We start from the raw sequence: 23,216 nt of genomic DNA, 5'->3' as shown, positions 1-23,216 counted from the left end.
CCGGGCCGCGATGCCTGGCCCCACGATGCGCACGATGATCGAGCGCCTGCGCTGGGAGCTCGGCCGGATCCGCGTCCGGCTGCTTGTCGTGAACCTGGTGGTGCTGCTCGTGCCCGTGGCGGGGCTCGAGTTCGCGCGCCTCTACGAGCGGCAGCTGCTCGGCTCGCTGGAGCGCGACATGGCGAACCAGGCGGTCCTGGTCGCCGCGATGCTCGCGTCGGATCTCGATCGAGGGCTCGAGCTCGACGCGCCCGAGCACGGCGACATCTTGACCCAGGCCGCGAGGCTCACGCGCACGCGCGTCCGGATCCTCGACAGGGCGGGCGCGGTCGTCGCCGACTCGCACGAGAACGGCCCGCCCGAGGGGCCCGAGCCGGCGGCCCCCGCGCTCGTGTCGACGCGCGGCCATCGCCCGAGCTCGGCGGACTTCCGGGAGCTCGCCGACAACGTGCAGCCGATCGGAAAGGGCGCGCGCGAGCGCTGGTCCGAGGTCCCGGATCGACCGGAGGTGCGCGAGGCGCTCGCCGGGCGCCGCGCGGCGCGGACGCGCGTCCGGCAGCAGGAGCTGGCGGTGTTCCTGTTCCTGGCCGAGCCGATCCGGCGGGGCGGCGAGGTGCTCGGCGCGGTGTACGTTGTCCGCTCGACGCAGCCGGTGCTTGTCGAGCTGCACCGGATCCGCTCGGGGCTCATCAAGGTCCTCGTGGTCGCGAGCCTGTTCACGGGCCTCGTCACGCTGGCGCTCGCGTGGTCGATATCGAGGCCGCTCGGCAAGCTGTCGCGCGCGGCGAAGCGCATCGCGGCCGGCGAGCGCGACGTCGCGGTGCCTGTGTCGGGGAGCGGCGAGATCCGCGAGCTCGGCGCGTCGTTTGCCGCGATGAACGAGCGGCTGGGGGCGCGGCTGCGGTACATCTCGGATTTCGCGGCCGATGTGGCGCACGAGTTCAAGTCGCCGCTGACGTCGATCCGGGGCGCCGCCGAGCTGCTCGACGAGGGGGCGGCGGACGATCTCGAGGCGCGTCGGCGCTTCCTGCGGAACATCGAGCTCGACGTGGCGCGGCTCGACCGGCTCGTGTCGCGGCTCCTGGAGCTGAGCCGGATCGAGGCCTCGAGCGAGGCGATGACGGTGCTCGATCTGGAGGCGCTCGTGGCGCGCGTGGTGGAGCGGCGCGCGAGCCCGGGGCAGCCGGTGGAGCTGCGGTACGAGATGCGGACGCGGCTGCTCCGGGCGCGGCAAACGGACCTGGAGACGGCGCTCATGAACCTCGTCGACAACGCGGTGAAGTTCTCGCCGCCGGGGGAGCCGGTGGTGGTGACCGTCGAGGACGGGGAGGGGAGGGAAGGGGAGAGGACGGCGAGGATCGCGGTGCGCGACCGGGGGCCGGGGGTGCCGCCGCAGCACCGGCCGAGGATCTTCGACAGGTTCTTCACGACGGACGAGGGCCGCGACGGGACGGGGCTGGGGCTGGCCATCGTGAAGAGCGTGGTCGAGGCGCACGGCGGGGCGGTGACCGTGGAGAGCGCGCCGGGGGAGGGGGCGAGCTTCGTGGTGGAGCTGCCGGTGCGGCAGTGAGGAGGGGGCGGGGAGAGTTGCCCGTGCGGCTCGATGTACCGGTCAGGGCGCTCGACGCTTTTCGTCGAGGGTCGCTTGGAGCAGAAGGAGCATCGCCCGATCCTTGGGCCTGGTCAGCTTCGCCTTGACCTCGATCAACCGTTCCAGCGACAAAACGCGGACGCGTACGCCGACTACCTCGAGCACCGTCGAGTCGGGCAGGAGATCGTCATAGGACGTCGACTCCTCGATCGTCGCCAGCACGTCGAGCAGACCGTGCTTCGTCTGGAGCAGCTTGTGCCCCGCCGAGCGCAGGTGCGACTCGTTCGGGACGAGCCGTCGTGGGTCGGTGCGGAAGACGGCTTCGAGGTCTGCCAGGGCCGCCATGAGCCGGACGATGTTCTCCTCGGAGCGTGAGTACACGATATCGATGTCGAGGGTGTTCACTGGGGCGCCCTGCAGCGCCGCAGCCATGCCGCCCACGACGATGAACTCGACGTCGTGGTGTACCAGCGCGTGCAGGACGTCAGCGAGCGCCATCGGATGGCTCGCGCACGCTCATGACCAGATCGATCGCCCCCTGCACCTGCGCCAGTCGCTCCGTGGGAGACAGGCTGAGCATCCAGCGGACGAGGGAGCGGTCCACCCCGTTCTCGTCGTAGGGGCTCTCGTCCCGCTCCTCGGCGGGAAGCTCCAGAGGTTCGGCCATGTTCCGAGTCTAGCACCGGGGGGCCGTTGGCACCTCCGTGAGGCGCTCGCCGGGAGCCTCGCCGGCCGGACGCCTGTCCGCGAGCAGCAACCGGCCGTCCCAAGGCGGAGCGCGCGGTGGTCGAGAAGGTGCGCGGGCTGCGCGAGCGCGGGCTGTCGCTGCGTGCGACTGTCGCGGAGTGCGCGAGGCTCGGGATCGCGTCGCGCTCGGGGCGCCCGCTCCAGCAGACGTAAATCGAGCGGCTGGTGCGCGCGGCGGCGCGAGGGTTAACGGTTCTCCTCGACCTCGCCGAGACGGGCGCTAGAGACGCGCCGGAGGTTGACGATGCACATCGGAGATCGAGTTCGCAACAGGATCAACCGAGCCCTCGGGCGGGTGGCGTCGATGCCGACCACCACGCCCGGTTCGATCACCGTTCTTCAGAACGACGCCACGACGGCGCCCTGGCCCATCGGCGACGCCGAGGTCGTCAAGCCGATCGCCGAGCTCATCGCGGAGCAGGAGGAGGTGCTCGAAGGGAACATGCGCACCGTCCACCAGGCCAAGACGGAGCAGAATCAATTCACGTTGGAGAGCGCATCGGCGCGACTTCGGCAGCTCCAGCGCGAGGCGCGCGGCCTGTTCAGCGACGACTGAGATCATGCTCCCGGGGAAGGGGTTAAGCGGACCAGCGCTGCGCAGCTTGAGGACGAGCAGGTTGCGCGGCGGAGTACGCTGGCGCCCATGGCACAGCTCAGATGGGAGTGCATCAAGACCGACAACACGAACAGGAACGACATCGAGACGTGGCGCGCGAAGGTCACGGGAGGGGGGCTCGTCTCCACGTGGGCCCTCCGCACTCGCGCGAACGCTGCGGGACCGGCGGTTCCTGGCGGCTCGAACTGGGGCGGCGGGTTGACCTTCGTACCGGGCACCGGGCACAGGTGGAAGGTGGACGTGGAGAAGAGCAAGACCACCCCCACCAGCGGACGGGGTTAAACTGCTTCATCCCCGGGATCGCGTGCCAGGTTCCGCTCCCGCGGCCGAGGATCGCGCGCTGGGGGCGCGGCTGAACCGCGCTGGAAAACGTGGGTCACCCTGTCCCCGTCGGACGCCTCGCCCGGGTCGGCCGGTTCGCGTCGGTAGACGAGCGTTTCCAGTACGGTCGGGGTGCGGTAGCCTCGCGGTTCATGCTCGACCTGATCAAGCGCGAGATAGCGGACGGCGGGTACTACCAGCAGAACTTCGCGAACGATGGCCAGCGTTTTGTGGCCTGGTATCTGCGGCGCATTCTTCTTCGTGACCCGATCGCAGCACGCGATGACATCACTGATGGCACGAACGACAAGCAGATCGATGCCGTGATCGTCGACGACGACGAGCGACGCGTCATCGTCGTCCAGGGGAAGTTCATCGACGCCGGAACTGTCGACAGCGAACCGCTCCGCGAAGTGCTGGGGGCGTGGATGCGGCTCCAGGACCTGCCGTCCCTCCAGAAGGACTGTAACGATCGCCTCAAGTCAAAGCTCGAAGCGGTACGACGCGCGCTCGACGACGAGTACCGAGTGGACTTCGAGCTGCTCACTACCGGGGTGCTCACGGATGCGGCTATGGCCGACCTCAAGGAGTTCTCTGACAAGCTTGAGGAATCCGACGACTTCGCGGCCGGGCTCCATCTTGTGGACACCGAGGTGCTCGGGACGAGGTTGGCGGAGGCTGAAGCACTGGAGCTGCCTTCCCTCGATCACACCTTGGTGGTCGATCCAGCGAACACGCTGATCACGAAGCTCGGATCAGCCCAGACGATTCTGACGGTCCTTCCGTTAAAGGACTGCCTTCGACTTCCGGGCATCACCGATGGACGTCTCTTCAGGAAGAACGTTCGGCAGTCGCTCGGCTCGAACAATAAAGTAAACCGCGCGCTCAAGGCCACGATTATGAACGGCGATCGTGTGCGCGAATTCTTCTTCTACCACAACGGAATCACCGCCCTCTGCGACTCCGTTTCGGTCAGCGATGACAAGGTTCACCTGAAGATCAAGGGCCTTAGTGTCGTCAACGGGTGCCAGTCGCTGTCCACCATCTTCTCGGCCTCCGAGCGCGTTCGCTCTCCGGAGGCGGTAGACGCGCGCATCCTCTTCCGACTCTATGAGATCCCTGATCGGGCGCTTGGAGATCGGATCAGCATCAACACGAACTCCCAGACGGCGGTGAAGCCACGCGACCTCCGAAGCAACGACAAGGTGATGGTCGGCTTGAAGCGGGCGTACGAAATGCTCTACCCGGACGGATACTTCATCACCAAGAGAGGCGAGGTCCGCCCTGCGGATCGCGACGCAGCCAAGACGGTGGATGCGGCAGTGCTTGCAAAGATGCTCATGGCCTGGCATTGCCAGCGTCCCAGCGTCTCGTATAACGAGAAACGCCTCTTCGACGAACACTACAAGACCCTCTTCAGGACCGGCTACGATCCGAAATCGATCGCCGCGCTCCTGACGTGGCTGAACGCCATCGACGAGACATGGGCGAGCCTGTCCCTGAACGATGTCCTCAAAGCCGGCAAGACGTACGTCAAGTTCCACCTCTTGTTCGCCGTCTCCGCGATCATCGCGCAAGTGAACAAGCAGCCGACGCTCGTGGTCAATCCGTCGGCGACGGCGAAGGCGGCCGAGCGCGCTAACGAGATCCTTCCACTTGCCGCGACGTGCGTGGAGAACGCCCTGCAGAGCGCACTCCAGCAGGCTCAGCTCAGCAACAAAGTATTCAGCCCGCAGAACTGGCTCAAGACCGTAGGCGCGGTCCAAGGTGAAACGCTGGTTGCAGGAACGATTGCGGGCATGTTGAACTCGTTCCCCAACGGGAAGACGCTCCTCGACGCGATGACCGTACCCGTCGCGTCGTTTGCGCCGAGGTGGTCAGCCGAGTAATGGGCCCTGCGGCTATGCGGCCAGGCGTCTCTCAAACGCCGGCGAAACAGCGATACACACGTCGTCACATCTCTCCCGTCACGCTACGTCGTCCAACCACGCAGACGCCTCGCCCGCTTCCTCCGCATCCGCGGAAGCAACCAGGCTTAACAACGTTCCAAGCCCCGCTCCAGACCGCAATGCAGAGCGCCCGCAGGGGCGCCGGACCCCTTCGGATCGCAACGCAGAGCGGCTGCTAGCGGATCGCCTATCGCTTCGTGCGTTGAGGCCCAACCCAGGTTGAGGCATCGCCCCCGCCGGAGGCCCGACCCAGGTTGAGGTATCGCCGCCGTCCACCGAGGTTAAGGCACCGCCGCTCCCCGCTCTCTGCGCCGCCCGCCCGGCAACGCTCGCGCGCCGAGCTGGCTCGCCCACCCTCGCCTCGCCGAGCGCGCGCGGCGCCCTCCTCGACCGCCACGCTGGCGCGTCGATGTGTCGCGGGACGTTGCCAGGTCGCGATCGCTTCGCTATCTTCTCCCTCGCCGAAAGAGGTAGGCCGGTTCAGGCGAGCCCCGGCCACTCCCATGACGGGAGCCCATGTCCCCTCCACCACGGAGTGAGGTCCCACGGCACCAGGACGCACGTGCGTCCTCCGTGGAGGCTCCCATGCAGCTCAATCACATCGATCTCCAGGTCCCCGACGTCCTCGAAACGGCCGCGTTCTTCGAGCGGCACTTCCAGTTCGAGGTCCACGGCAACCGGCGTTCGCCGGCGATCGCCATCCTCACGGGGCCCGACGACTTCACGCTCGTCCTCCAGCGCCGGCGCGAGGAGGATGCCCCTTATCCGGAGGGCTTCCACATCGGCTTCCTCGTCGGCGACGTGGCAACCGTGTACGACAAACACGCGGCGATCGTCGCGGCGGGCATCGACAGCGGCCCCGTGAGCGAGAACGGCCGTGGCGTGATGTTCTATTTCAAGGCGCCCGGCGACATCCTCGTCGAGGTGGGCTGCCGGCGCCGCCCGCTCCCCGCGGCGCGCGCCGGCGGTTGACGGCGGCGCGCCGCCGGGACGGTCCGTGCGCGCTCTCGGAAGGAAGCCACGGCAGGCGCCGTAGCCGATGCGACGAGGAGAAGGCGGCCGCGGCGGCTCAGATCTCCATTCGATACCCCAGCTGGAGCGTCCCGCCGGCGCTGTGCGACTCGCCCGTCGCCACGTGATCGAGCGGCCCCCACTCGAAGAGGAGCTCGCCGAGCAGGAAGCCGGGGCCGAGCGCGAGCTGCGCGCCCAGGGGCGCGAACACGCCCACCTCCGTCGACTGCTCGTGTGTCTCGGCGATCACGGCCTGTCCGGCGCGCCCCTCGGTCACGTTCTCGACGAGGTAGATCCTCGGCCCGATACCGACGTAGGGGACGAATCGGCCGAGCGACGTGAACCGGTAGTTCACCGTGGGGGCGATGACGAGCTGCTTGTGCGTGAGCGTCCACGCGTAGCTTCCACCTTCGACGCGCGGGTCGCTCTCCGTGCCGCTCGTGCTGGGGACCGTGTAGCCGACGTCCACGAGCAGCGAGAAGCTGCGCCGCATCCAGGGGGCGACATAGCCGAGCTCGGCGACGCCGACGAGGAAGGGGTCGAGGCCGTTGAACGGCGCAACGCCGCCGACCTTGGCCGCCACGACGAACGCGCCCCGGTCGGGCTTCGCGGGCGCCGGAGCGGCGCTCTCTGCCGCCTCCGCCGCGGGCAGGCCGACGAGCGCGAGCCCGAGTCCGAAAAGACAGGGAATGATTCGGTTCATGTCGTCTCGCCTCCTCACCAGACCACGAATTCGGTCGAGGTGCTCGCCGCGTCCGCGGCCGTTTGACCCGCCACGAGGAAGATGAAAGCGCTCTGGACCGCGCTGCCCATGAGATAACGGCTCTGCGTCATCGTGAGCCCCTCCGAGTTCCACGAGTTGGTCGCGAGCGACGGGGGCGGCGAGACGAGCGTCGCAGCGGCGGCGCCGCTCGAGGGCTGGCCGTTGCCGCCGCCGAACAGGAAGAGCTGATCGTTCGCCGCGCACACGCCGTAGCCGGCGGCCGAGGCGCCGATGTCTTTCGGCGTGTCGGACAGGGCGCCGAGATCGCCGCCGGCAGCGACCTTGCCGGCCTCCACCTTCCCTGTCAGCGCTCCGCCCGGAAGACGCCCGCCGCCGACGAACACGTACGTGTCGCCGGCCGCGATGTCGGTCGAGACCGCGCGGTCCGCGACCCAGGCGCCGTGCTGCCAGCGGGGCGTGGAGGTGGCCTGTGTGCCGGTGATCCACGCGCTCGCCGCCGTCTGCCGCCCGTTCGCGGCGATCGTGACGGGCAGGTACTCGTAGGAGGCGACACCCCCGTTTGCCTCATCCAGGCCGAACAGCGCGTAGATATACACGCGGCTCTTGTCGGCGGGGTCGAAGGCCATCGCGCCGGCCGCGCCCGTGCGCGCGCTCCCCATCGCGGGCAGCGGCGCCCAGCGGCCGAGGCTCCCGAGCGGCATCGGCCGGTCGATGCCAGGAGCGGCGGTGCCGTCGTCGGCGAACGTGCGCGCGTCGCCGTCGACCGTCGCGAGGAGGACCTCCCCGCCCGAGCTCCCGTTCACGGTCGGCGTCCGGTAGATGCGATAGCCAGCCACGTTGGGGAGCGGCTCTCCCAGCGAGTCGACGGGCGGCGTCCACGTGAGCACCACCTGGATGCGCGCGCCGGGGAGCGCCGGCACCTTCACGATGAACTCGTCGCTCGGCAGCGACTCGCCGCCCGGGTTCTCGGGGTCGTCCGCCGCGAACACGGCCGAGATCCTGTAGAACCAGTATCCCGGCTCGAGCCCCTCCGGCGCCGGCACGAGGTCGTCGACGTCGAGCTCCGGCACCTCGCGCGGGCTGAGGATCAGCGCGCGCTCCGCGCTCGCGACGGCGGAGCTTCCGTCGCTCCCGCCCATCACGTAGACGTAGCGGCCGACGGTCGCCGTCGCGGCGAAGCTCCGCGGCGTGCGCAGCGTCGTGCGGGCGGTCTGCCACGCCCCCATGTTCCCGAACAGGTCCACGGGCGCGAGCTCCACCGAGTCGAAGGGCGCGTCCGCGGCGGCGGCGCCGCCGTCACCGCCGATGGCGTAGACGAACCGGGCCGCCGGCGTGGCGTTGCCCGCGGCCGCGACGAGCGCGCGGCGGCCGACGTCGAGCGGTGTGCCCGCCTTCGGATCGGGGAGGTTCAGCGAGGGGTTCGTGACGCCGATGGCCGAGAAGTCGAAGAAGCTGCCGTCGGCGTTCGTGAGCCTGAGGACGCAGACCGAGCCTTCGACCAGCGCGGAGCCGTCGATGGTGACCTGCTTCGTGCAGCTCTGCTGGGCGTCGCACGCGTCCGCGGCCGAGACGGCGGGCGGCGGCGCCGTGGGGGCGCCCGTCGGATCGACGCAGGAGAGCGCGACCGTCGCGTCACGGAAGTGATGGCCCGCGACGAGGACCGTTTGCCCCGTGGCGCTGACGATCGACGAGCGCGTCACCGTCTCGACCACGGGCGGCGGATCGGTCTGCACCCGGAACGCGTCCTCGAGCAGGCCCACCGTCCCGTCCGGGTTGACGACCACGAGATCGTAGAGGCCCGCAGGGCTGTTCGCCGGCACGACCGCCGAGACCTTGTCCGCGTCGCTGAGCGCCACGGAGGCGAGCGGGATGGCGACGTCCGACGGCGTGGCGCCGTCCGGGTTGAGGAACGCGCGCGGCGTGGCCACGAAGGGCGCGTCGCCGGGCGCGGGAGCCATGGTGTCGCGGAAGATCTGCGCCGCGGTGTCGGACGCGGTGTCGCCGAAGGACGGCACGATGCGATCGATCGAGACGGAGAGGGCATCCGTCACGCGGACGGCGTTCGGCAGGATGGCCGGGCACCCCATCGCGTCGTTGATGGTGACATCGTAGCTGCCCGGCGGCTGGTCGACGGGCACGACGATCTGCACCCGGTTCGGCTTGCCCGGCACCGGCGTCGAGGCCAGCACCGTGACGGGCTCCGCGGCTCCGGCCGGCCGGAGCTCGACGGCGTTCGGCGGGAGCGGGAGCTCGAGCGTGGTCGCGTAGATCGTGACGCGCGTGTTGATGCCGTTGTAGACGATCTCAGGGTCCGCAAAGTACGCGATCGGCCCCGGCACCACCCTGACCGTCTGGTGCGGCGGGGTGTCCATGCAGCCGTCGGGGTTCTGGACCACGACGTCATAGGTGAGGCCGGCGGTCGCTCCCCCGGGGATCTGCGCCGTGACCTGCGTCCCGGCGGCGTCGAGCCCCACGCTGCTCGCGGTGATGGTCGGCTGTCCCGCCGCCTCGAGCGTCACCGAGGGCGTCGCGTTGAAGCCGCTCCCGCTGATGACGAGCCGCCCGCCGCCGCTGCAGACGACGCCGGGTGAAATCTCCGCGACGGCCGGCGGATCTTCCACGCGGAGCGCGATCGTCTCCTCCGAGGAACACCCGGCCGGCGCGGGGTTCGTCACGACGACGGGGTACTCGCCTTCCGTGAACGTGCCCTGAGGGATCGTGATCACGAGTCTGGCGCAGGTCTCGACGTCCCCCTCGGCGAAGGCGCCGGTCACCGCGGCGCAGTCGTCGGCGACCACATCGGACGCGCTGAAGGTCTCGCCCCCGAGGGTGACGGTGGGCCCCTCGCCGCCGACCACCAGGAAGCCGGATCCCGTGATCGCGAGCGTCCGGTCGGACTGCGCGTTGCATAGCGCGAGCGGAGAGATATCCGCGATCGACGGTGGCGGGGCCACATGCAGGTTCACCGGCTCCTCCGAGTGGCAGTCGGCCGGCGGCGGATTGACGACCATGACCGGGTGGTCTCCGGGCTGGAGCGCGTCGACCGGCACGGTGAGCGTCACCGTCGTGCAGCTCGCGATCTCGCCGTCGGCGAAGCTGCCCTGGACCGGCGGCGGCACCGGCTCGCAGCCGCTCACGGAGTCCGGCGCGAAGGTCTGGTCTCCGATGTGGACGACGGGATCTCGCGCGCCGATGGTGAGGAACCCGGCGCCGGTGAGCGTCAGTGTCTGCGCGTCCTGCGCGTTGCACACGAGATCGGGCTGCACGGAGAGGACCTCGGGCGGGGGCACGACGACGACGCCGATCGGATCGGTCGAGACGCAGCTCGCGGGCTCCGGGTTCGTGAGCGTGATCTCGTAGGCGCCCGGCGCGAGGCTCCCTTGCGGGACGACGACGGTCGCGGACGTGCAGCGCGCGACCTCGCCCGCACGACCCGGGATGTCCTGGCACCCCTCGAGCGCGCTCACGGGCACCTCGATCGTCGTGGCGCCGGCGGTCACGCGCGCGACCGGCATGGTCGAGCCGACGCGCAGGAGGTCGGTGCCGGTGAGCACGAGGGTCTGATCGGCGTCGGCCACGCAGAGGATGTCGGGCGCGACGGCGGTGAGCGAAGGCCGGGGCACCACCGCGAGCCCTCCCGTGAAGGTCGCCGCGTGCTCGGCCTTCTTGTCGGGGTTCGTGACGGTGATGTCGTAGAGCCCGGGCAGGAGCGCGAGCGCGGGGTCGACCTGGAACGTCATCTGCTGTCCGCTGATCCAATGGACCTTGCTCGCCTCGGGCTGGCCCGGATCATCGGCGATGAAGAACGACGCGGGCGCCTGGCTTCCGGTGAGATCGACCGTGCGTGTCAGGTCGATCGCCGGCAGGAGCAGCGCCGTCGGCGTCTCCAGGGCGTCGCTCGGCATCGGGGTGAACTTGTCCCCGGTCAGCGTCACGGCGGTCGTGAGCTGTTCATTGCAGACCAGGTTCGGCTCCACGCCGTGATCGGCCTTGGCGCTCGCCTTCGGGCTGTCGAGATCGTATCCACACCCTGCCAAGAGCGCTGTGCACGCGAGCAAGGCGGCTGGCTTCGTCACCATGAAACCTCCATCGAAGGATTCGAACCACCCATCCCCGGGCTGCACACCCGGAGGTACCCCCGCCTGGGCAGGCGTCGAAGAGAAGCGGTGGCGAGTGCGTAGTGCCGCCGGATGTTCGTCCACGGCTCACTTTTTTGCCGTGGCGAGATAGCGAGGTGTGGGCAGACGAGCCCATCCATTCGTCGGGGTGGGCAGAGGAGATGTGTGCTCGTGGCGCCGTGCGTACGGTGTCGTCGGCGGTGGGGGCCGGGGTGAGACCCGACCCTGGTCGAGGTTTCGAGGTTCCGGCGTGATGATCCCGGGAGACCCGACCGAGGTTGGCGCCCCGGCGGAGCCTCCGACCGGGGTTGAGGCCCAATTGACTGAATCGGTTCAGTTTTTCTGTGCGCTGCGGTGAGATCTCCGGTTCTGGCTTCCATCACGCGGCCTGATGATCAACGCTCCGGGGCGCGCGAACGCTCGCGCCCGCTCGTGCAGCGGCAAGGAGCCATCATGGGAAAATCTTCGTTCTTGAGCCTTAGCTCATCAGGCACGCTCGCTCTCCTCATGGCGATCGGATGCGACTCGTCGGACGGGTCGTCCTCCGGCGCCGGCGGCAACCCAGGCACCGGCGGTCACAGCGCGACGAGCAGCGGGAGCGGCACCAGCGGCATCAGCGGCACCAGCGGCCCCGGCGGTCAGGACGCGACGAGCAGCGGGAGCGGCACCGGCGGCGCCGGCGAAGGGGGCGGCGGCGCGGCAGGCACGGGCGGCGCCGGCGGCGCTGGCGAAGGGGGCGGCGGCGCGCCGCCGGCGCCGCTCTGGGACTGGAGCGGCATCGTCGGCACGGGACAGAGCCTCTCGGTCGGCGCGGAGGGCACGCCGCCCCGCACCACGACGCAGCGCTTTCACAACCTCAAGCTGTCGCTCGGGAACGCGAGCGTGCCCCCCTTCGATCCGGCGAACACGGCCCTCACCCTGGTGCCGCTCGTCGAGCCGATCCGCGCGTTCGCGACGACCTACCCCAGCGCTTACCCGAAGAACATCTATGGCGAGACGCCGCACACGGCCATGGCCGACCAGATCTCGTCCCTCGCGGAGGCAGCCGCCGGCGGCGACCACGTCACGGTGCACACCGTCGTCGGCGAGAGCGGGCAGCCGATGAGCGTCCTCCGGAAGGGCGCCACCCAGACGGCCTCGGGCGACACGTCGATGGGCCGCGCCTACGCGGCGACCCTGTTCGAGGCGGAGGCCATCGCGCGCCTCGCCAAGGGTGCCGGCAAGACGTACGGCGTCGGCGCCGTCGTGATCACGCACGGCGAGTCCGACGCCGGCAGCGCGACCTACGGGGATGAGCTGGTCAAGCTGTGGTCCGACTACAACCAGGATCTCCTCCGGATCACCGGCCAGTCGCGGAGCATCCCCCTTATCGTGTCCCAGCAGAACTCGGTGCACACCGACGCCGGCACGCGGTCGACGTCGACGCAGGCGCAGTGGCGCGTGGGCGTCGATCACCCGGGCGACATCGTCTGCTCGGGTCCGAAGTACCAGTATCCGTATGCCAACGATCACATCCACCTGAACGCGAACGGCTACCAGCAACTCGGCGAGAAATTCGGCCAGATCTACTTCGAGAAGGTCGTCCTCGGGAAGGACTGGCAGCCGCTCCAGCCGACGCGCGTCGAGCGGAGCGGCAACGTCGTCACCGTGCACTTCCATGTCCCGGTGCCGCCGCTCGCCTGGGACCCCGCGCTGCCGTCTCCCCACCAGACCGCGTTCACGGAGTGGGCGCAGGGCCGCGGCTTCGAGCTCTGGAACGGCAACACCCGGATCCCGATCAGCGGCGTGGAGATCTCCGGCGATTCGGTGCAGATCACCGCGCGGAACCTCCCCGCGTCCGGCGTGATGGTCGGTTATGCGATGACGACCGACGGGACGTCGATGACGGGCGGCACGATCCGCTGGGGTCAGCTGCGCGACTCCGATCCGTTCGTTGGCTCGACGACGGGCAAGGCCCAGCCGAACTACAGCGTCGCGTTCGAGATGAACGTCCCCTGACGGGCGCCTCCGGCGCGGCGTTCCGATCGGAGAGCCTGCGGGCGGCGGTCCGCAGGCGTATCTCCGCGCTTGACAAGACAGACCTGTCTGTCTAGAACAGCCTCGTGCGGGACGCGCGCAGCCACATCCTCGAGGTCGCGGAGCGCCTCTTCTACGCCGAGGGGTACCGCGCCGTCGGCGTCGATCGCCTGATCGCCGAGGCGGACGTCGCCAAGGCCACGTTCTACCGGCACTTCCGGACGAAGGACGACCTGCTCGTGGCGGTGCTGGACGCGCGCGACGCGCGCTTTCGCGAGTGGCTGGCAGGGCGAGTCGAGGCGGCAGCGGACGATCCGCGGGACCGGCCGCTCGCGGTCTTCGACGCGCTCGCCGAGCTGTTCGCCGCGGACGACTTTCGCGGCTGCGCGTTCCTCAACACGATGGTCGAGGTCGCGAGCCGGAGCCACCCGGCGCACCAGGCCGCGCAGCGCCACAAGCAGCGGCTCATCGACTATTTCGAGCGGCTCTTGCGCGAGGCCGGCGTGCCGTCGGCCAGCGCGCTGGCGCCGCAGATCCTGCTGCTGATCGACGGCGCGATCGTGACCGCCGTCCGCGAGGGGGGACCGGGCGCTGCCGCGCGCGCGCGGTCCCTCGCCGAGAACCTCATTGCAACAGCGCGGCCAGGAAGGCGACGACGATGAACCGCATCACGGGTGTCCCGAGCAGGTGGAATGGACGTGCCGAGCAGCTCCCGCAGCCCGCCGGGGCGGAGCCCGGCGCAGGCGCGCCCTCGACGGGTCGCCCGCGCAGGCCACGGGCGCCCGTGGGCTCGGTGGTCGCCGCGCTGCTCGCGCTCTCCCTGACGGCCTGTGCATCGCCGGACCGCGGCGGAGCCAGCGCGCCGCCGGCCGGCGCGGCCGCGGCCGCCGCGACCGCGCCGCCGGCCGGCGAAGCCGCCGCAGCCGAGGCCTCGAGCGGGCGCCTCCAGTGGCGCGGCGGCCCGACGGCGATCCTCGAGCGCGACGGCCTCCGGCTGCTCACCGATCCCGTCCTTGGCCCGCGCGGCCCGGCGGCGTTTGCGCTCCCAAAGCACCCGTCGACCGGCGTCGAGAACGCGCCGGTCGCCCGCTATACCGATCCTCCGGCGGAGCCGCTCGGGCACCTCGACGTCATCCTCCTCAGCCACAACCATGCTGACCATTTCGACGCCGTCGCGAAGGAGACGCTCCCGAAGGACGTCACCTTCATCCTCCCTCCCGACGCGGTCGGCGCGGCGCGCGCCGCCGGATTCACGAAGCTGACGCCGCTCGATTGGGACAACGAGGCCGTGCTCCCGACCCGCGCCGGCCGCCTGCGGATCCTCGCCGTCCCGGCGAACCACTCCCACGATGCGGCGCTCGACGCGACGCTCGGCAAGGGCAACGGCTATGTGCTCCGCTGGGAGGGCGCGACGCCCTATTCGATGTACTGGACCGGCGATTCGGTCTTCACCGAGCCGATGCGCGCGGTGGCGGCTCGCTTTGCGCCCATCGATCTCTGGCTCCCGCACCTCGGCGCGGTCGGCGTCGACGGCGCGCGCGGCCTCCGCACCATGGACGCGGAGGAGGCGGTCGCCGCCGCCGCGCTGCTCCGCGCCCGTCACGTGATCCCCATCCACCACACAACGTTCGCCCATTACCGCGAGCCCGTGACGGCGTTCACCCAGCGCGCCGCCTCGAAGAACCTGCCCGCGCAGGTCCATGTCCCGACGGACGGCGCGTGGATGCCCCTGCCGCGCTGAGCCTGCCACGGCGCCCCCGCCGCGCCGGCCCTTCGGCGTTCAGACCAGCCACTTCAGGAGGAATAGACCCACGGTGGCGGCGAAGCCGATGATCCAGACAGCGGTCCGGGCAGAGGCCTTGTCGCCGATGTACATGACCAGATAGAGAACGCGCGCGGCGACGTGGGTGACCGCGAGGATGGCGCTCCAGCGAGCGTCGGCGCCCGCGAGGTGGGCCGTGAAGACGGCGGCGGCGAAGGGCGCAAACGCCTCGAAGCCGTTCTGGTGGGCGGCGAGGGCGCGGCGCCCGACGCCCGTGAGCTTGGCCTGCTGGTCGCGCGGGTTGCGGTTGTCCAGGCCCTCGGGCTGCTGTGACTGCGCCCTGGCGACGAACAGGCGGGCCACGTAGATCAAGAGAAGTGAGATGAAGACGCACGTCAACGGAATGGTCATCGGATCCCTCTCGAGCGCACAGGCTCCTCGAAGCGCGGAGCGACTCTAACGAGCTCTCGCCGCCGGCGCGAGCGCCAAGCGTCGTGGCCGCTCCCACGGCGCCTGCGCCGGAGCGGGCAGGGCGGTCCCGCGGGGCAGCGCGCGCGAGCGACGGACGCGCGCCGATGGCAGGACGGGAGCGGCCGGTCCGCGGTACGGCCCTGGGGAGCTTCGCGTGAAAAGGGGTTGCCGGGGATGAGAGATTCGAGGAAGGTTCGTTCAGGTGCACCTTGAGCGAAGATCCTGTCGTGTCGCGCCCGCCGCTGCCGCCCTTCACCGCCGAGACCGCCGCCCGGAAAGCGCGGCTGGCGGAGGACGCCTGGAACAGCCGGGATCCCGCGCGCGTGGCTCAGGCCTACACGGTCGATAGCCGCTGGCGGAACCGGGCGGAGTTCTTCCAGGGGCGGGCGGCGATCGAGGCGTTTCTGCAACGCAAATGGCAGCGGGAGCTGGACTACCGCCTGATCAAGGAGGTCTGGGCGTTCACCGGGGACCGCATCGCGGTGCGCTTCGCCTATGAATGGCACGACGACAGCGGCAACTGGTACCGGTCCCATGGCAACGAGCAGTGGGAGTTCGATGCGCAGGGGCTGATGCGGCGGCGCGAGGCGAGCATCAATGACGTGCGGATCGCGGCGGAGGAGCGGAAGTTCCACTGGCCGCTCGGGCGGCGACCCGACGAGCATCCTGGGCTGAGCGAGCTCAGCTTGTGATGGCGAGCGAGCTCATGTCCAGCTCTCCAGACAAACCCGAGGTCGCCACGGCCTACGATCGCTGGGCCGCGACGTACGATGACGATTTCAACCGGACCCGCGAGCTGGCGGCGGAGGTCCTCCGGCAGCGCGGCCTGGCGCTGGCCGGCAGGGACGTGCTCGAGATCGGCTGCGGCACCGGGCGCAACACGCAGTGGCTCGACGAGCAGGCGAGGAGCGTCCTCGCGCTGGATTTCTCCGAGGGGATGTTGCGTCGCGCGAGGGCCCGCGTGTCCTCTCCCCGCGTCCGGTTCGTGCAGCACGACATCCGCGCTTCCTGGCCCCTCGAGGCGGGCTCGTCCGACGTCGTGATTGCCATGCTCGTGCTGGAGCATATCGAGGACATCGACGCGGTCTTCGCCGAGGCTGCCCGCGCCTTGCGCGCGGGAGGGGAGCTCTTCCTGTGCGAGCTGCACCCCGTGCGACAGATGCGCGGGGGCCAGGCCAATTTCGTCAACCCGGAGACGGGCCAGCCCGAGCGTGTGACCGCGTTCCTGCATGACGTGTCACAGTACGTGAACGGCGGCCTGGGGGCTGGGTTCGAGCTCGTTCACCTGGGCGAGTGGCGCGACGCGGAGGCCGTCAGGAGCGACCCGCCGCGGCTCCTGTCCGTGCAGCTCAGGCGCACGGCACGCCATCCGCCTGGGGCTTGAACAACGTCCTGATCGACGGTTCCTGTTCCTTACCACGCTCGGCATCGAGGCATGCTCTGCCGTGAGCCGTCGATCGGCGACCACCTGATGAAGCTCGAGACGAGACCCCGGAGCGCGCTGCAGCGATCGCCGTTCGGGTGACGTGGGTCGGGCCATCGGTCTAGGATGGTCTCCATGAAGCTCTCGTCACGCCGGCGTCGCCGCGTGCTCGCGTCCTCATTCGTCGTCACGGTGGCCGGCGGCGCAGCGGCTTGTGGCACGTCTCAGCCGCAGCCCGATCCGCCGGAGCTGATCGCCAACCCGCCGCGCCTGGAGCTCATGCAGACGTCTTCGTCTGGCGTGGGGGACGCGGCCACGTTCAGCGACGCCGGGACGACGGAGACGCAGGACGCGGCGGTGCCGGAGACGTCGCAGGACGCCGGGACGACGTCGGCGCAGGGCGAGGAGGAGCCGCTTCCGCAGCCCGCGCGGGGAGCGAAGGTGGTCCGGGGCCCTGACGGCACGTGCAGGCAGTTTCTCCCGAACACCTGCCCGCCGCCTCAGCCCTCTCGCGACGGAGGCCCTCCCGTGGTCGTCATGTGCAACCCGCCGCCGCCTCAGCGGGTCGTGTGCCCGCCGGAAGGCAGCCAGCCCTGAGCGCGGGGCTGCCCTCTGGAGCGGACGATACGACTCCCGTAGATCCCGTTCTGCTCGATCGCGCTCTGGCGCTCTACGGGCTCGATCCGGCGACCTGCCGGCACATCGGCGGCTTCGAGTGCCAGGTGTTCGAGGCGCGGCGGCGCGACGGTACTTTCGTCCTGAAGCTCGGGGATCCCGGGCGCAGGTCCCTGGACGCGGTCGAGGCGGAGTGCGAATGGCTGGAGTACCTGACGACGCAGGGCGTCCGCGCCGCCCCGGCGATCCGGGCCGCTGACGGCAGCTACGCGGCGTTGCTCGGCGAGCCCGGCCAGGCCGTCTGCGTGCGCGCGTACGCGAAGGCGCCAGGCGCTCCGCTCTCTTCCGACGATCTGACGCCGGACGTGGCGACCGCCTGGGGGCGGCTCCTGGGGCGACTTCACGCCGCGACGAAGGTGTATGTTCCGCCGTCGGCGAGGCGGCGTCATGCGTGGCATGAGGACGGCGACTTCACCAGGCCGCGGGAGCTCTTGCCGGCAGACGAGCGCGACCCGATCGGCGGCCGGCTGGAGCGTCTCGTCGCGGAGCTCCGGGCCTTGCCGACGGACCGCGACGCCTTCGGCCTGGTGCACACCGACGCCCACTTCGGGAACGTGCTCAAGGACGGCGGCGCGCTCACGCTGATCGATTTCGACGACTGCGCCTACGAGTGGTTCGCGAGCGATCTCGGGATCGTCCTCTTCTATGTCGCGATCGACCCGCTCGGCCCCGGGCGGCCGCCAGAGCTCCTCCGGATGTTCCGCGACAGGTTCCTGGACGGCTACGCCCGGGAAAACGCGCTCTCCGCGCGGTGGCTGGCCGAGATGGACCGGTTCATGAAGCTGCGCGAGCTCGTGCTGTACACGGCGATCCGCCGGGTCAGCCGGCGCGAGGCGCCGGACGCCTGGTGTCGCGCCTATCTGGAGCGCCACAAGCCGCGCATCCTCGGCGATCAGCCGGCGTGGCCGGAGCCTGGTTGAGAGCGCGTCGCTCAGCCGCCCTGTCGAGCTAACCCACCACCCGAGGGCGGCCGCGGCGCGAGCATCGGGTGCAGCTCGGCGATCCCGAGCCGCGCGCGCCCCGCGAACTCGTAGGCGTCGTCGGTCGCGGCGATGTGCTGCGTCGCCGCGTGGATGTCCCGGAAGCACCGCTGCAGCGGGCTCGCCGCGTAGAGCGCGCCCCCGCCGCCGGCCCGGTAGGCGAAGCCCGCGACCTCCGCGGCGACGTCGGTCACATACGTCTGGACGAGCCGGATCGCCGCCCAGTCCTCGATCGAGAGCGCCTCTCCAGCGCGCGCCTGGTCCCACATCCGCCCGAGCACGTCGAACGCATAGGCCCGCGCCGCCGCGAGCTTCGCCTCCGCGCGCCCGAGGTCCATGTGGAAGGCCGCGTGGCTGCCCAGCGCGAGCTGCGGCCAGGCTTTCACGCGGCGCGGGGCGACCGCGGCGATCTCGTCGAGCGCGCGCCGCCCGACGCCGAGCGCGAAGCCGACGTGACCGGCCGCGAGCAGGGCAAGCAACGGCAGCGAGTACAGCGCGCCGCCGCGCCGCTGAGGCGCCGCCGGGAAGGGGCACGTCCGCGCCTCGGGCACGAGCGCGCCCTCGATCCGGTAGTGGTCGCTCCCCGTGCCGCGCAGGCCGGCCACGTCCCACGTGTCCTCGATCACCACCTGCTCGCGCGGGACCGCGAGGCTGATCATCTCGGGCGGCCCCGCCGGAGGGGCCCCGCCCTCCGGGGCCACGATGGCGCAGGTGAACACCCACGACGCGTGCCGCACGCCGCTGCCGAAGGCCCAGCGGCCCTCGAGCACGTACCCCCCGGAGACGCGCCGCGCGAGGCCGGTCGGGATCTGGAGCCCTGCGAACGTCGGGAATGGCCCTGCGAACACCTGGCGGGCCCCCTCGTCCGGCAGGGTGCCCCCGGCGAGGGCGGCGAGCAGCGCGCTGATCATCAGCGACCACCCCGCCGACGTGTCCGCGCGCGCCATTGCCTCGAAGACCTCGACCTGCGTCAGCGGGTCGCTCTCGACGCCGCCGAGCGCGCGCGGCGCGGCCATCGCGAGCAGGCCGCTCGATTGCAGGGCGTCGACGACCGCGGGCGCGAGCGTGCGCAGCCGCTCGGACGCCTCGGCGTGGGCGGTGGCGACGCCGCGGACGCGCTCCACGGCGGCAAGGAGGCGTTCGCGCTCGGGGGATCGACGGGGCTCGGACATACGGGGCTCCTTCCTGGATCAGGTGCAGCGCGCCGGCCACCGGCCGCCCGCGCGCCCGATGATGACACTGACAACATGGGAAAGTTTCCACTGCCTACATTTTCTTCGCGTCCGCCCGCAGCTCCTGAGCTCGCGGCCCTGTGCATCCGCGATCCCGGGCCCCGCGGCTCGGTGGGACCGCGGCCTTCGTGGTATCGTGCGCCTGCGCTGTGGCTTCCCCCGCAAGGCGCCGCCGTCCGCGCGCGCGCACCTCACCCGCAACCGCGTCGCGCCCTTCACCTGCGCCCGCGCCGCGCCCTTCACCCGCGCCCGCGCCGCGCCCCGTCGACCGGCCCTACCACCACGGCGACCTCCGGCGCGCCGTGCTGGAGGAGGCGCTCTCGCTGATCGAGGAGCAAGGGAACGCGAGCTTCACGCTGCGCGAGGTCGCGCGGCGCATCGGCGTCTCGCACGCCGCGCCTTACCGGCACTTCGCGGACAAGCGCGCCCTGATGACCGAGCTCGCCGTCCAGGCGAGCGCGGCGCTCGGCGCGCGGATCTCGGCCGCCCTCGAGGGCGCCGGGGGCGACCTCCGGGCGCGGTTCCTGGCCGCCGGCTTCGCCTACGTCGCCTTCGCGCTGGAGCACCCCGCGCCCTTCCACGTGATGTACTCCGGCGAGGTGGACGTGGACGACCCGCGGGTCGCGGCGGCCACCTCGCAGAACCTGGGGGTGCTCCTCGGGTTCATCGAGGAGGCGCAGCGCGCCGGCGCGTTCCCGCCCGGCGATCCGTGGGCGCTCGCGGTCCCGATCTGGGCGATGCACCACGGCCTCGCGACCCTCGCGGCGTCGGGGGCCCTCTCCAAGGCCGGGCCGGCGGCGCTCCGGAACCTGGTCGACGACGCCCACGCGCGCCTGCTCGACGGGCTGCTCCTCGCCACGCCGGGGCCGTCGCGCGCCTGACGCCCGCGACGGATTTCCGTGCCCCTCCGCCCCGGCTACGCTTGCGCCCCTCATGCGTGCTACCGCCGCGCTCGCGCTGTCCGCCTTCCTCGTCGCCGTCCCGTGCTCGCCGGCCGCTGCCGCCGACCCGTCCCCCGAGCTCACGTACCGGCCCGAGATCGATCTGCCCATCACCGTCGTCGGCGGCGCCGCATGGATCGCGTCCGAGCTCGCGAAGAAGGGCCTCGCCCCCGAATCGTGCCGCTGGTGCACGGCCAACGCCCTCGACACGTCGGTCCGCGACGCGCTCGTCTGGAGAGGCAACCCGAACACCGCTCATGATCTGAGCAACGTGACGGTCCTCGGCGTCGCGCCCGCCGCAGCGCTGGGCCTCACGGCGCTCGCCGCGTGGTACGACGGCCGCTCCGACAACATCGCCGCGGATCTCGTGATCGTCACCGAAGCGATGGTGGTGGCGATGAACATGAACCAGATCACCAAGTACATCGCCGGCCGCCAGCGGCCGTATGCCCATCACGACAACCTGGATGTGCTCCGCGCGGGCGAGGGCACCTCGGGCGCCCTCCCGCACGACGACGATCTCTCGTTCTTCTCCGGCCACTCGACGGCCGTCTTCTCTCTCGCCGCCGCGAGCGGCACCGTGGCGTCGATGCGCGGCTATCGCGCGGCGCCGTGGGTATGGGCGAACGGAATGGCGATCGCCGCGCTCTCCGGCTACCTGCGCATCGCCGGCGATCGCCATTATTTCACCGATGTGCTCACGGGCGCCGTATTCGGCGCCGCCTCCGGCGTGCTGATCCCGGCTCTGTTTCATGCCCCGCGCCCGGGCGTTGCCAGCTCTGGCACCCGGAGTTTTCGCCTCTCGCTCGCGCCGGCGGGCGGCGGCGCGGGCGTGGGCATCGCCGGCGCCTTCTGAGCCGGATAGCGCGATTTCGGCCATCGGCAAGCGGCAAGCGCTGCTTTCGGATGGCGTAAGTAAGCAGTGTTGACAAACCGGGTGTTCATTTTTACAATACGCCTGTCAGCTAGGAATGCTGGTGCTCGGGCCGTCGTTGCTGGAGCGCTAGCTCATTACGTCGAATACGCCGTGCCGCCCTGGCGGACATGGCGACGGCGAGCTGCGGTCCCGCAATGGGCACGCGCGTTTTCGCGGGCCCGTTTCGGCGGGGTGCCGCCAGCTCGGCCCCATGAAGGAGTCGACGACATGCATGTCGTTCACCATGCGTCACACACCCGGTGGATCGCGGGAGGCCTCGCCGCCCCGCTCTTCGCCCTCCTTGCAGGTTGCAGCGATCAAGCGCTCGGGGCGCCCGTGCCGGCGCCCGGCGCCGAGCTGCAGCCTCGGTCCGCGCCCGGCGTGGGCCGAGAGCTATCCCAGGGGAGCGCCGGTCAGGGCGAGCCCACGCTTCGGCCCGCCGCGACGGCGGCCGCGCTGCTGGAGCGCGACGAGCTGCTCCGGGAGGCCGAGCGGCTCGCGGAGATCAGGGCGGTGCTCGCGCGATCGCCGGAGGCGCCGCTCGCCCTGCTCGACGAGCACCGGGCCGAGTTCCCGGAGGGGCGCCTCGCGGCCGAGCGGGAGATCGTCGCGATCGACGCGCTCTTGCGCAGCGGGCGCGCCGACCAGGCGCGCGTCCGCGCCGGGGATTTCCTCTCGAATTTCCCGGCGAGCCCCCACGCGGACCGGGTTCGCCGCCTGACCGGCGCCGCGCCATGAGACGATCTCGACACCGTCGCACGGCGCCGCCGTAGCGCCGGACGGGATCGATCGAGGCTCGCGGCCGCAATGGCCGCTGAGCCTGGGCCCCCGCGCCCGCGGGGGCCTCAGCCCGCGGGCGCCGGCTCGGATTCCGGGGGGGCCATCCCGTCGACCACGACCGGATCGCTCTGCTCGACCAGGTGCGGCTTGCCCCACGTGTCGATGAAATGCCCCGATCGCTTCGCCTTGGTCTCCAGGTAGAAGCGGTTGTGATCGTTCGGCGGTATCACGTGCGGGATGCGCCCGGCCACGGAGACTCCGTATTGCGTCAGCTGCTGGACCTTGTTGGGGTTGTTCGTGATGAGCTCGATCGAACTCACGTTCAGGCTGCGCAGCATGTGCGCCGCGACCGCGTAGTCGCGCTCATCGTCCCTGAAGCCGAGCGCCAGGTTGGCCTCGACCGTGTCGAGCCCCTGGTCCTGCAGCGCGTAGGCCCGGATCTTGTTGATGAGCCCGATCCCGCGGCCCTCCTGGCGCAGATAGAGCAGGATGCCCCGATCCATGCTCTGGATCTTCTTCAACCCTTCGAGGAGCTGATCGCGGCAGTCGCAGCGCAGCGAGCCCATGACGTCGCCTGTGACGCACTCGGAGTGCAGCCGCGTCGGTACGTTCGAGGCGCCGACGACGTCGCCGTGCACCATCGCGATGTGCTCCTTGGCGTCTCGGTTGTTCCAGAACGCCACGATGCGGAAGTGGCCGGCGCGCGTCGGCAGCTCGGCGACGCCGACCACCCGCACGCAGACGTTCACGTGGCCAACCCCATCGCAGTCGTGCGCTCGATCGCGGGCGACGAGCTCCAGGAGCGCATTCATCGAGTCGGTCATGTCCTGCCTCCGCGAGGAGCCGCCTCGCGAGCCGATCCGTCGTGGGTAAAGGCGCGCACGTCTTACCAGAACACGACGGCCAGGCAACGCTCTGCAGCCGCGCGGGGCGGCCCCCCGCC

General features: G+C 70.8%; 22 protein-coding genes. 15 read left to right on the top strand and 7 right to left on the bottom strand.

Features of this window, described 5'->3' with window-relative positions:
• Window positions 1-10: 10 nt before the first annotated feature.
• Window positions 11-1,570, top strand: a complete 1,560-nt coding sequence (locus WME95_RS27075) for a sensor histidine kinase (RefSeq protein WP_437902272.1) — start codon at window positions 11-13, stop codon at window positions 1,568-1,570.
• Window positions 1,571-1,612: 42 nt separating this feature from the next.
• Here WME95_RS27075 and WME95_RS27070 read toward each other — a convergent pair whose 3' ends face one another.
• A complete protein-coding gene (locus tag WME95_RS27070; RefSeq protein ID WP_437849767.1) occupies window positions 1,613-2,089 on the bottom strand; it encodes a nucleotidyltransferase domain-containing protein in 477 nt (158 codons plus the stop codon).
• Window positions 2,076-2,258, bottom strand: coding sequence for a hypothetical protein (locus WME95_RS27065; protein WP_437902271.1), 183 nt, complete (start codon window positions 2,256-2,258; stop codon window positions 2,076-2,078). Before WME95_RS27065 ends, WME95_RS27070 begins: the two co-directional genes overlap by 14 nt.
• 324 nt (window positions 2,259-2,582) lie before the next feature.
• Between WME95_RS27065 and WME95_RS27060 the strand changes: the two genes are divergently transcribed.
• The 4 genes from WME95_RS27060 (at window position 2,583) to WME95_RS27045 (ending at window position 6,196) form a co-directional block, all read left to right on the top strand.
• Window positions 2,583-2,894, top strand: a complete 312-nt coding sequence (locus tag WME95_RS27060) for a hypothetical protein (RefSeq protein WP_437902270.1) — start codon at window positions 2,583-2,585, stop codon at window positions 2,892-2,894.
• 87 nt (window positions 2,895-2,981) lie between these two features.
• Window positions 2,982-3,236: a hypothetical protein gene (locus WME95_RS27055; protein WP_437902269.1), complete on the top strand. Its 255-nt coding sequence runs from the start codon at window positions 2,982-2,984 to the stop codon at window positions 3,234-3,236.
• A gap of 191 nt (window positions 3,237-3,427) precedes the next feature.
• Entirely contained in the window at window positions 3,428-5,164 is a 1,737-nt protein-coding gene (locus WME95_RS27050; protein ID WP_437902268.1) for an AIPR family protein, read from the top strand.
• Window positions 5,165-5,809: 645 nt separating this feature from the next.
• Entirely contained in the window at window positions 5,810-6,196 is a 387-nt protein-coding gene (locus WME95_RS27045; protein ID WP_437902267.1) for a VOC family protein, read from the top strand.
• Between the two features lie 97 nt (window positions 6,197-6,293).
• On the opposite strand, the gene WME95_RS27040 is transcribed toward WME95_RS27045, so the two are convergent.
• Both WME95_RS27040 and WME95_RS27035 read right to left on the bottom strand, forming a co-directional pair.
• Window positions 6,294-6,938: a hypothetical protein gene (locus WME95_RS27040; protein ID WP_437902266.1), complete on the bottom strand. Its 645-nt coding sequence runs from the start codon at window positions 6,936-6,938 to the stop codon at window positions 6,294-6,296.
• 14 nt (window positions 6,939-6,952) lie between these two features.
• Window positions 6,953-11,038: a Kelch repeat-containing protein gene (locus WME95_RS27035; RefSeq protein ID WP_437902265.1), complete on the bottom strand. Its 4,086-nt coding sequence runs from the start codon at window positions 11,036-11,038 to the stop codon at window positions 6,953-6,955.
• Between the two features lie 492 nt (window positions 11,039-11,530).
• On the opposite strand from WME95_RS27035, the gene WME95_RS27030 reads away from it, so the two are divergent.
• The 3 genes from WME95_RS27030 (at window position 11,531) to WME95_RS27020 (ending at window position 14,834) form a co-directional block, all read left to right on the top strand.
• Window positions 11,531-13,075, top strand: a complete 1,545-nt coding sequence (locus tag WME95_RS27030) for a dockerin (protein ID WP_437902264.1) — start codon at window positions 11,531-11,533, stop codon at window positions 13,073-13,075.
• Between the two features lie 104 nt (window positions 13,076-13,179).
• Complete coding sequence (locus WME95_RS27025; RefSeq protein WP_437902263.1) at window positions 13,180-13,755, top strand: TetR/AcrR family transcriptional regulator; 576 nt, start codon at window positions 13,180-13,182, stop codon at window positions 13,753-13,755.
• Window positions 13,752-14,834, top strand: a complete 1,083-nt coding sequence (locus WME95_RS27020) for an MBL fold metallo-hydrolase (RefSeq protein ID WP_437902262.1) — start codon at window positions 13,752-13,754, stop codon at window positions 14,832-14,834. Before WME95_RS27025 ends, WME95_RS27020 begins: the two co-directional genes overlap by 4 nt.
• Before the next feature lie 39 nt (window positions 14,835-14,873).
• On the opposite strand, the gene WME95_RS27015 is transcribed toward WME95_RS27020, so the two are convergent.
• The gene (locus WME95_RS27015; protein ID WP_437541121.1) at window positions 14,874-15,266 is read right to left on the bottom strand and encodes an MAPEG family protein; all 393 of its coding nucleotides are present in this window, start codon (window positions 15,264-15,266) and stop codon (window positions 14,874-14,876) included.
• Window positions 15,267-15,535: 269 nt separating this feature from the next.
• Between WME95_RS27015 and WME95_RS27010 the strand changes: the two genes are divergently transcribed.
• From WME95_RS27010 to WME95_RS26995, 4 genes are all read left to right on the top strand, one after another.
• The gene (locus tag WME95_RS27010) at window positions 15,536-16,018 is read left to right on the top strand and encodes a DUF1348 family protein (RefSeq protein WP_437902261.1); all 483 of its coding nucleotides are present in this window, start codon (window positions 15,536-15,538) and stop codon (window positions 16,016-16,018) included.
• Window positions 16,019-16,032: 14 nt separating this feature from the next.
• Window positions 16,033-16,710 carry a class I SAM-dependent methyltransferase gene (locus WME95_RS27005; RefSeq protein ID WP_437902260.1) on the top strand — a complete coding sequence of 226 codons (678 nt, stop codon included), beginning with the start codon at window positions 16,033-16,035 and terminating at the stop codon, window positions 16,708-16,710.
• Window positions 16,711-16,884: 174 nt separating this feature from the next.
• Entirely contained in the window at window positions 16,885-17,346 is a 462-nt protein-coding gene (locus WME95_RS27000) for a hypothetical protein (protein WP_437902259.1), read from the top strand.
• Complete coding sequence (locus WME95_RS26995) at window positions 17,319-18,344, top strand: phosphotransferase enzyme family protein (protein WP_437902258.1); 1,026 nt, start codon at window positions 17,319-17,321, stop codon at window positions 18,342-18,344. Before WME95_RS27000 ends, WME95_RS26995 begins: the two co-directional genes overlap by 28 nt.
• 11 nt (window positions 18,345-18,355) lie before the next feature.
• On the opposite strand, the gene WME95_RS26990 is transcribed toward WME95_RS26995, so the two are convergent.
• A complete protein-coding gene (locus WME95_RS26990) occupies window positions 18,356-19,576 on the bottom strand; it encodes an acyl-CoA dehydrogenase family protein (protein WP_437902257.1) in 1,221 nt (406 codons plus the stop codon).
• Between the two features lie 362 nt (window positions 19,577-19,938).
• Between WME95_RS26990 and WME95_RS26985 the strand changes: the two genes are divergently transcribed.
• From WME95_RS26985 to WME95_RS26975, 3 genes are all read left to right on the top strand, one after another.
• Window positions 19,939-20,517, top strand: a complete 579-nt coding sequence (locus tag WME95_RS26985) for a TetR/AcrR family transcriptional regulator (protein WP_437707404.1) — start codon at window positions 19,939-19,941, stop codon at window positions 20,515-20,517.
• 52 nt (window positions 20,518-20,569) lie between these two features.
• Window positions 20,570-21,433: a phosphatase PAP2 family protein gene (locus WME95_RS26980; protein WP_437902256.1), complete on the top strand. Its 864-nt coding sequence runs from the start codon at window positions 20,570-20,572 to the stop codon at window positions 21,431-21,433.
• A 288-nt stretch (window positions 21,434-21,721) separates the two neighbouring features.
• On the top strand, window positions 21,722-22,231 hold the full coding sequence (locus WME95_RS26975) for a hypothetical protein (protein WP_437902255.1): 510 nt from the start codon (window positions 21,722-21,724) through the stop codon (window positions 22,229-22,231).
• A 107-nt stretch (window positions 22,232-22,338) separates the two neighbouring features.
• On the opposite strand, the gene ribA is transcribed toward WME95_RS26975, so the two are convergent.
• Window positions 22,339-23,097 carry a GTP cyclohydrolase II gene (gene ribA / locus WME95_RS26970; protein ID WP_437902254.1) on the bottom strand — a complete coding sequence of 253 codons (759 nt, stop codon included), beginning with the start codon at window positions 23,095-23,097 and terminating at the stop codon, window positions 22,339-22,341.
• Window positions 23,098-23,216: the final 119 nt, after the last annotated feature.

Source organism: Sorangium sp. So ce327, from assembly GCF_051530205.1.
GTDB classification, from domain to species: Bacteria; Myxococcota_A; Polyangia; order Polyangiales; family Polyangiaceae; genus Sorangium; species Sorangium cellulosum_B.
Note: the sequence above shows the minus strand (reverse complement) of the source record. Positions and strands in the feature narration are given on the sequence as shown.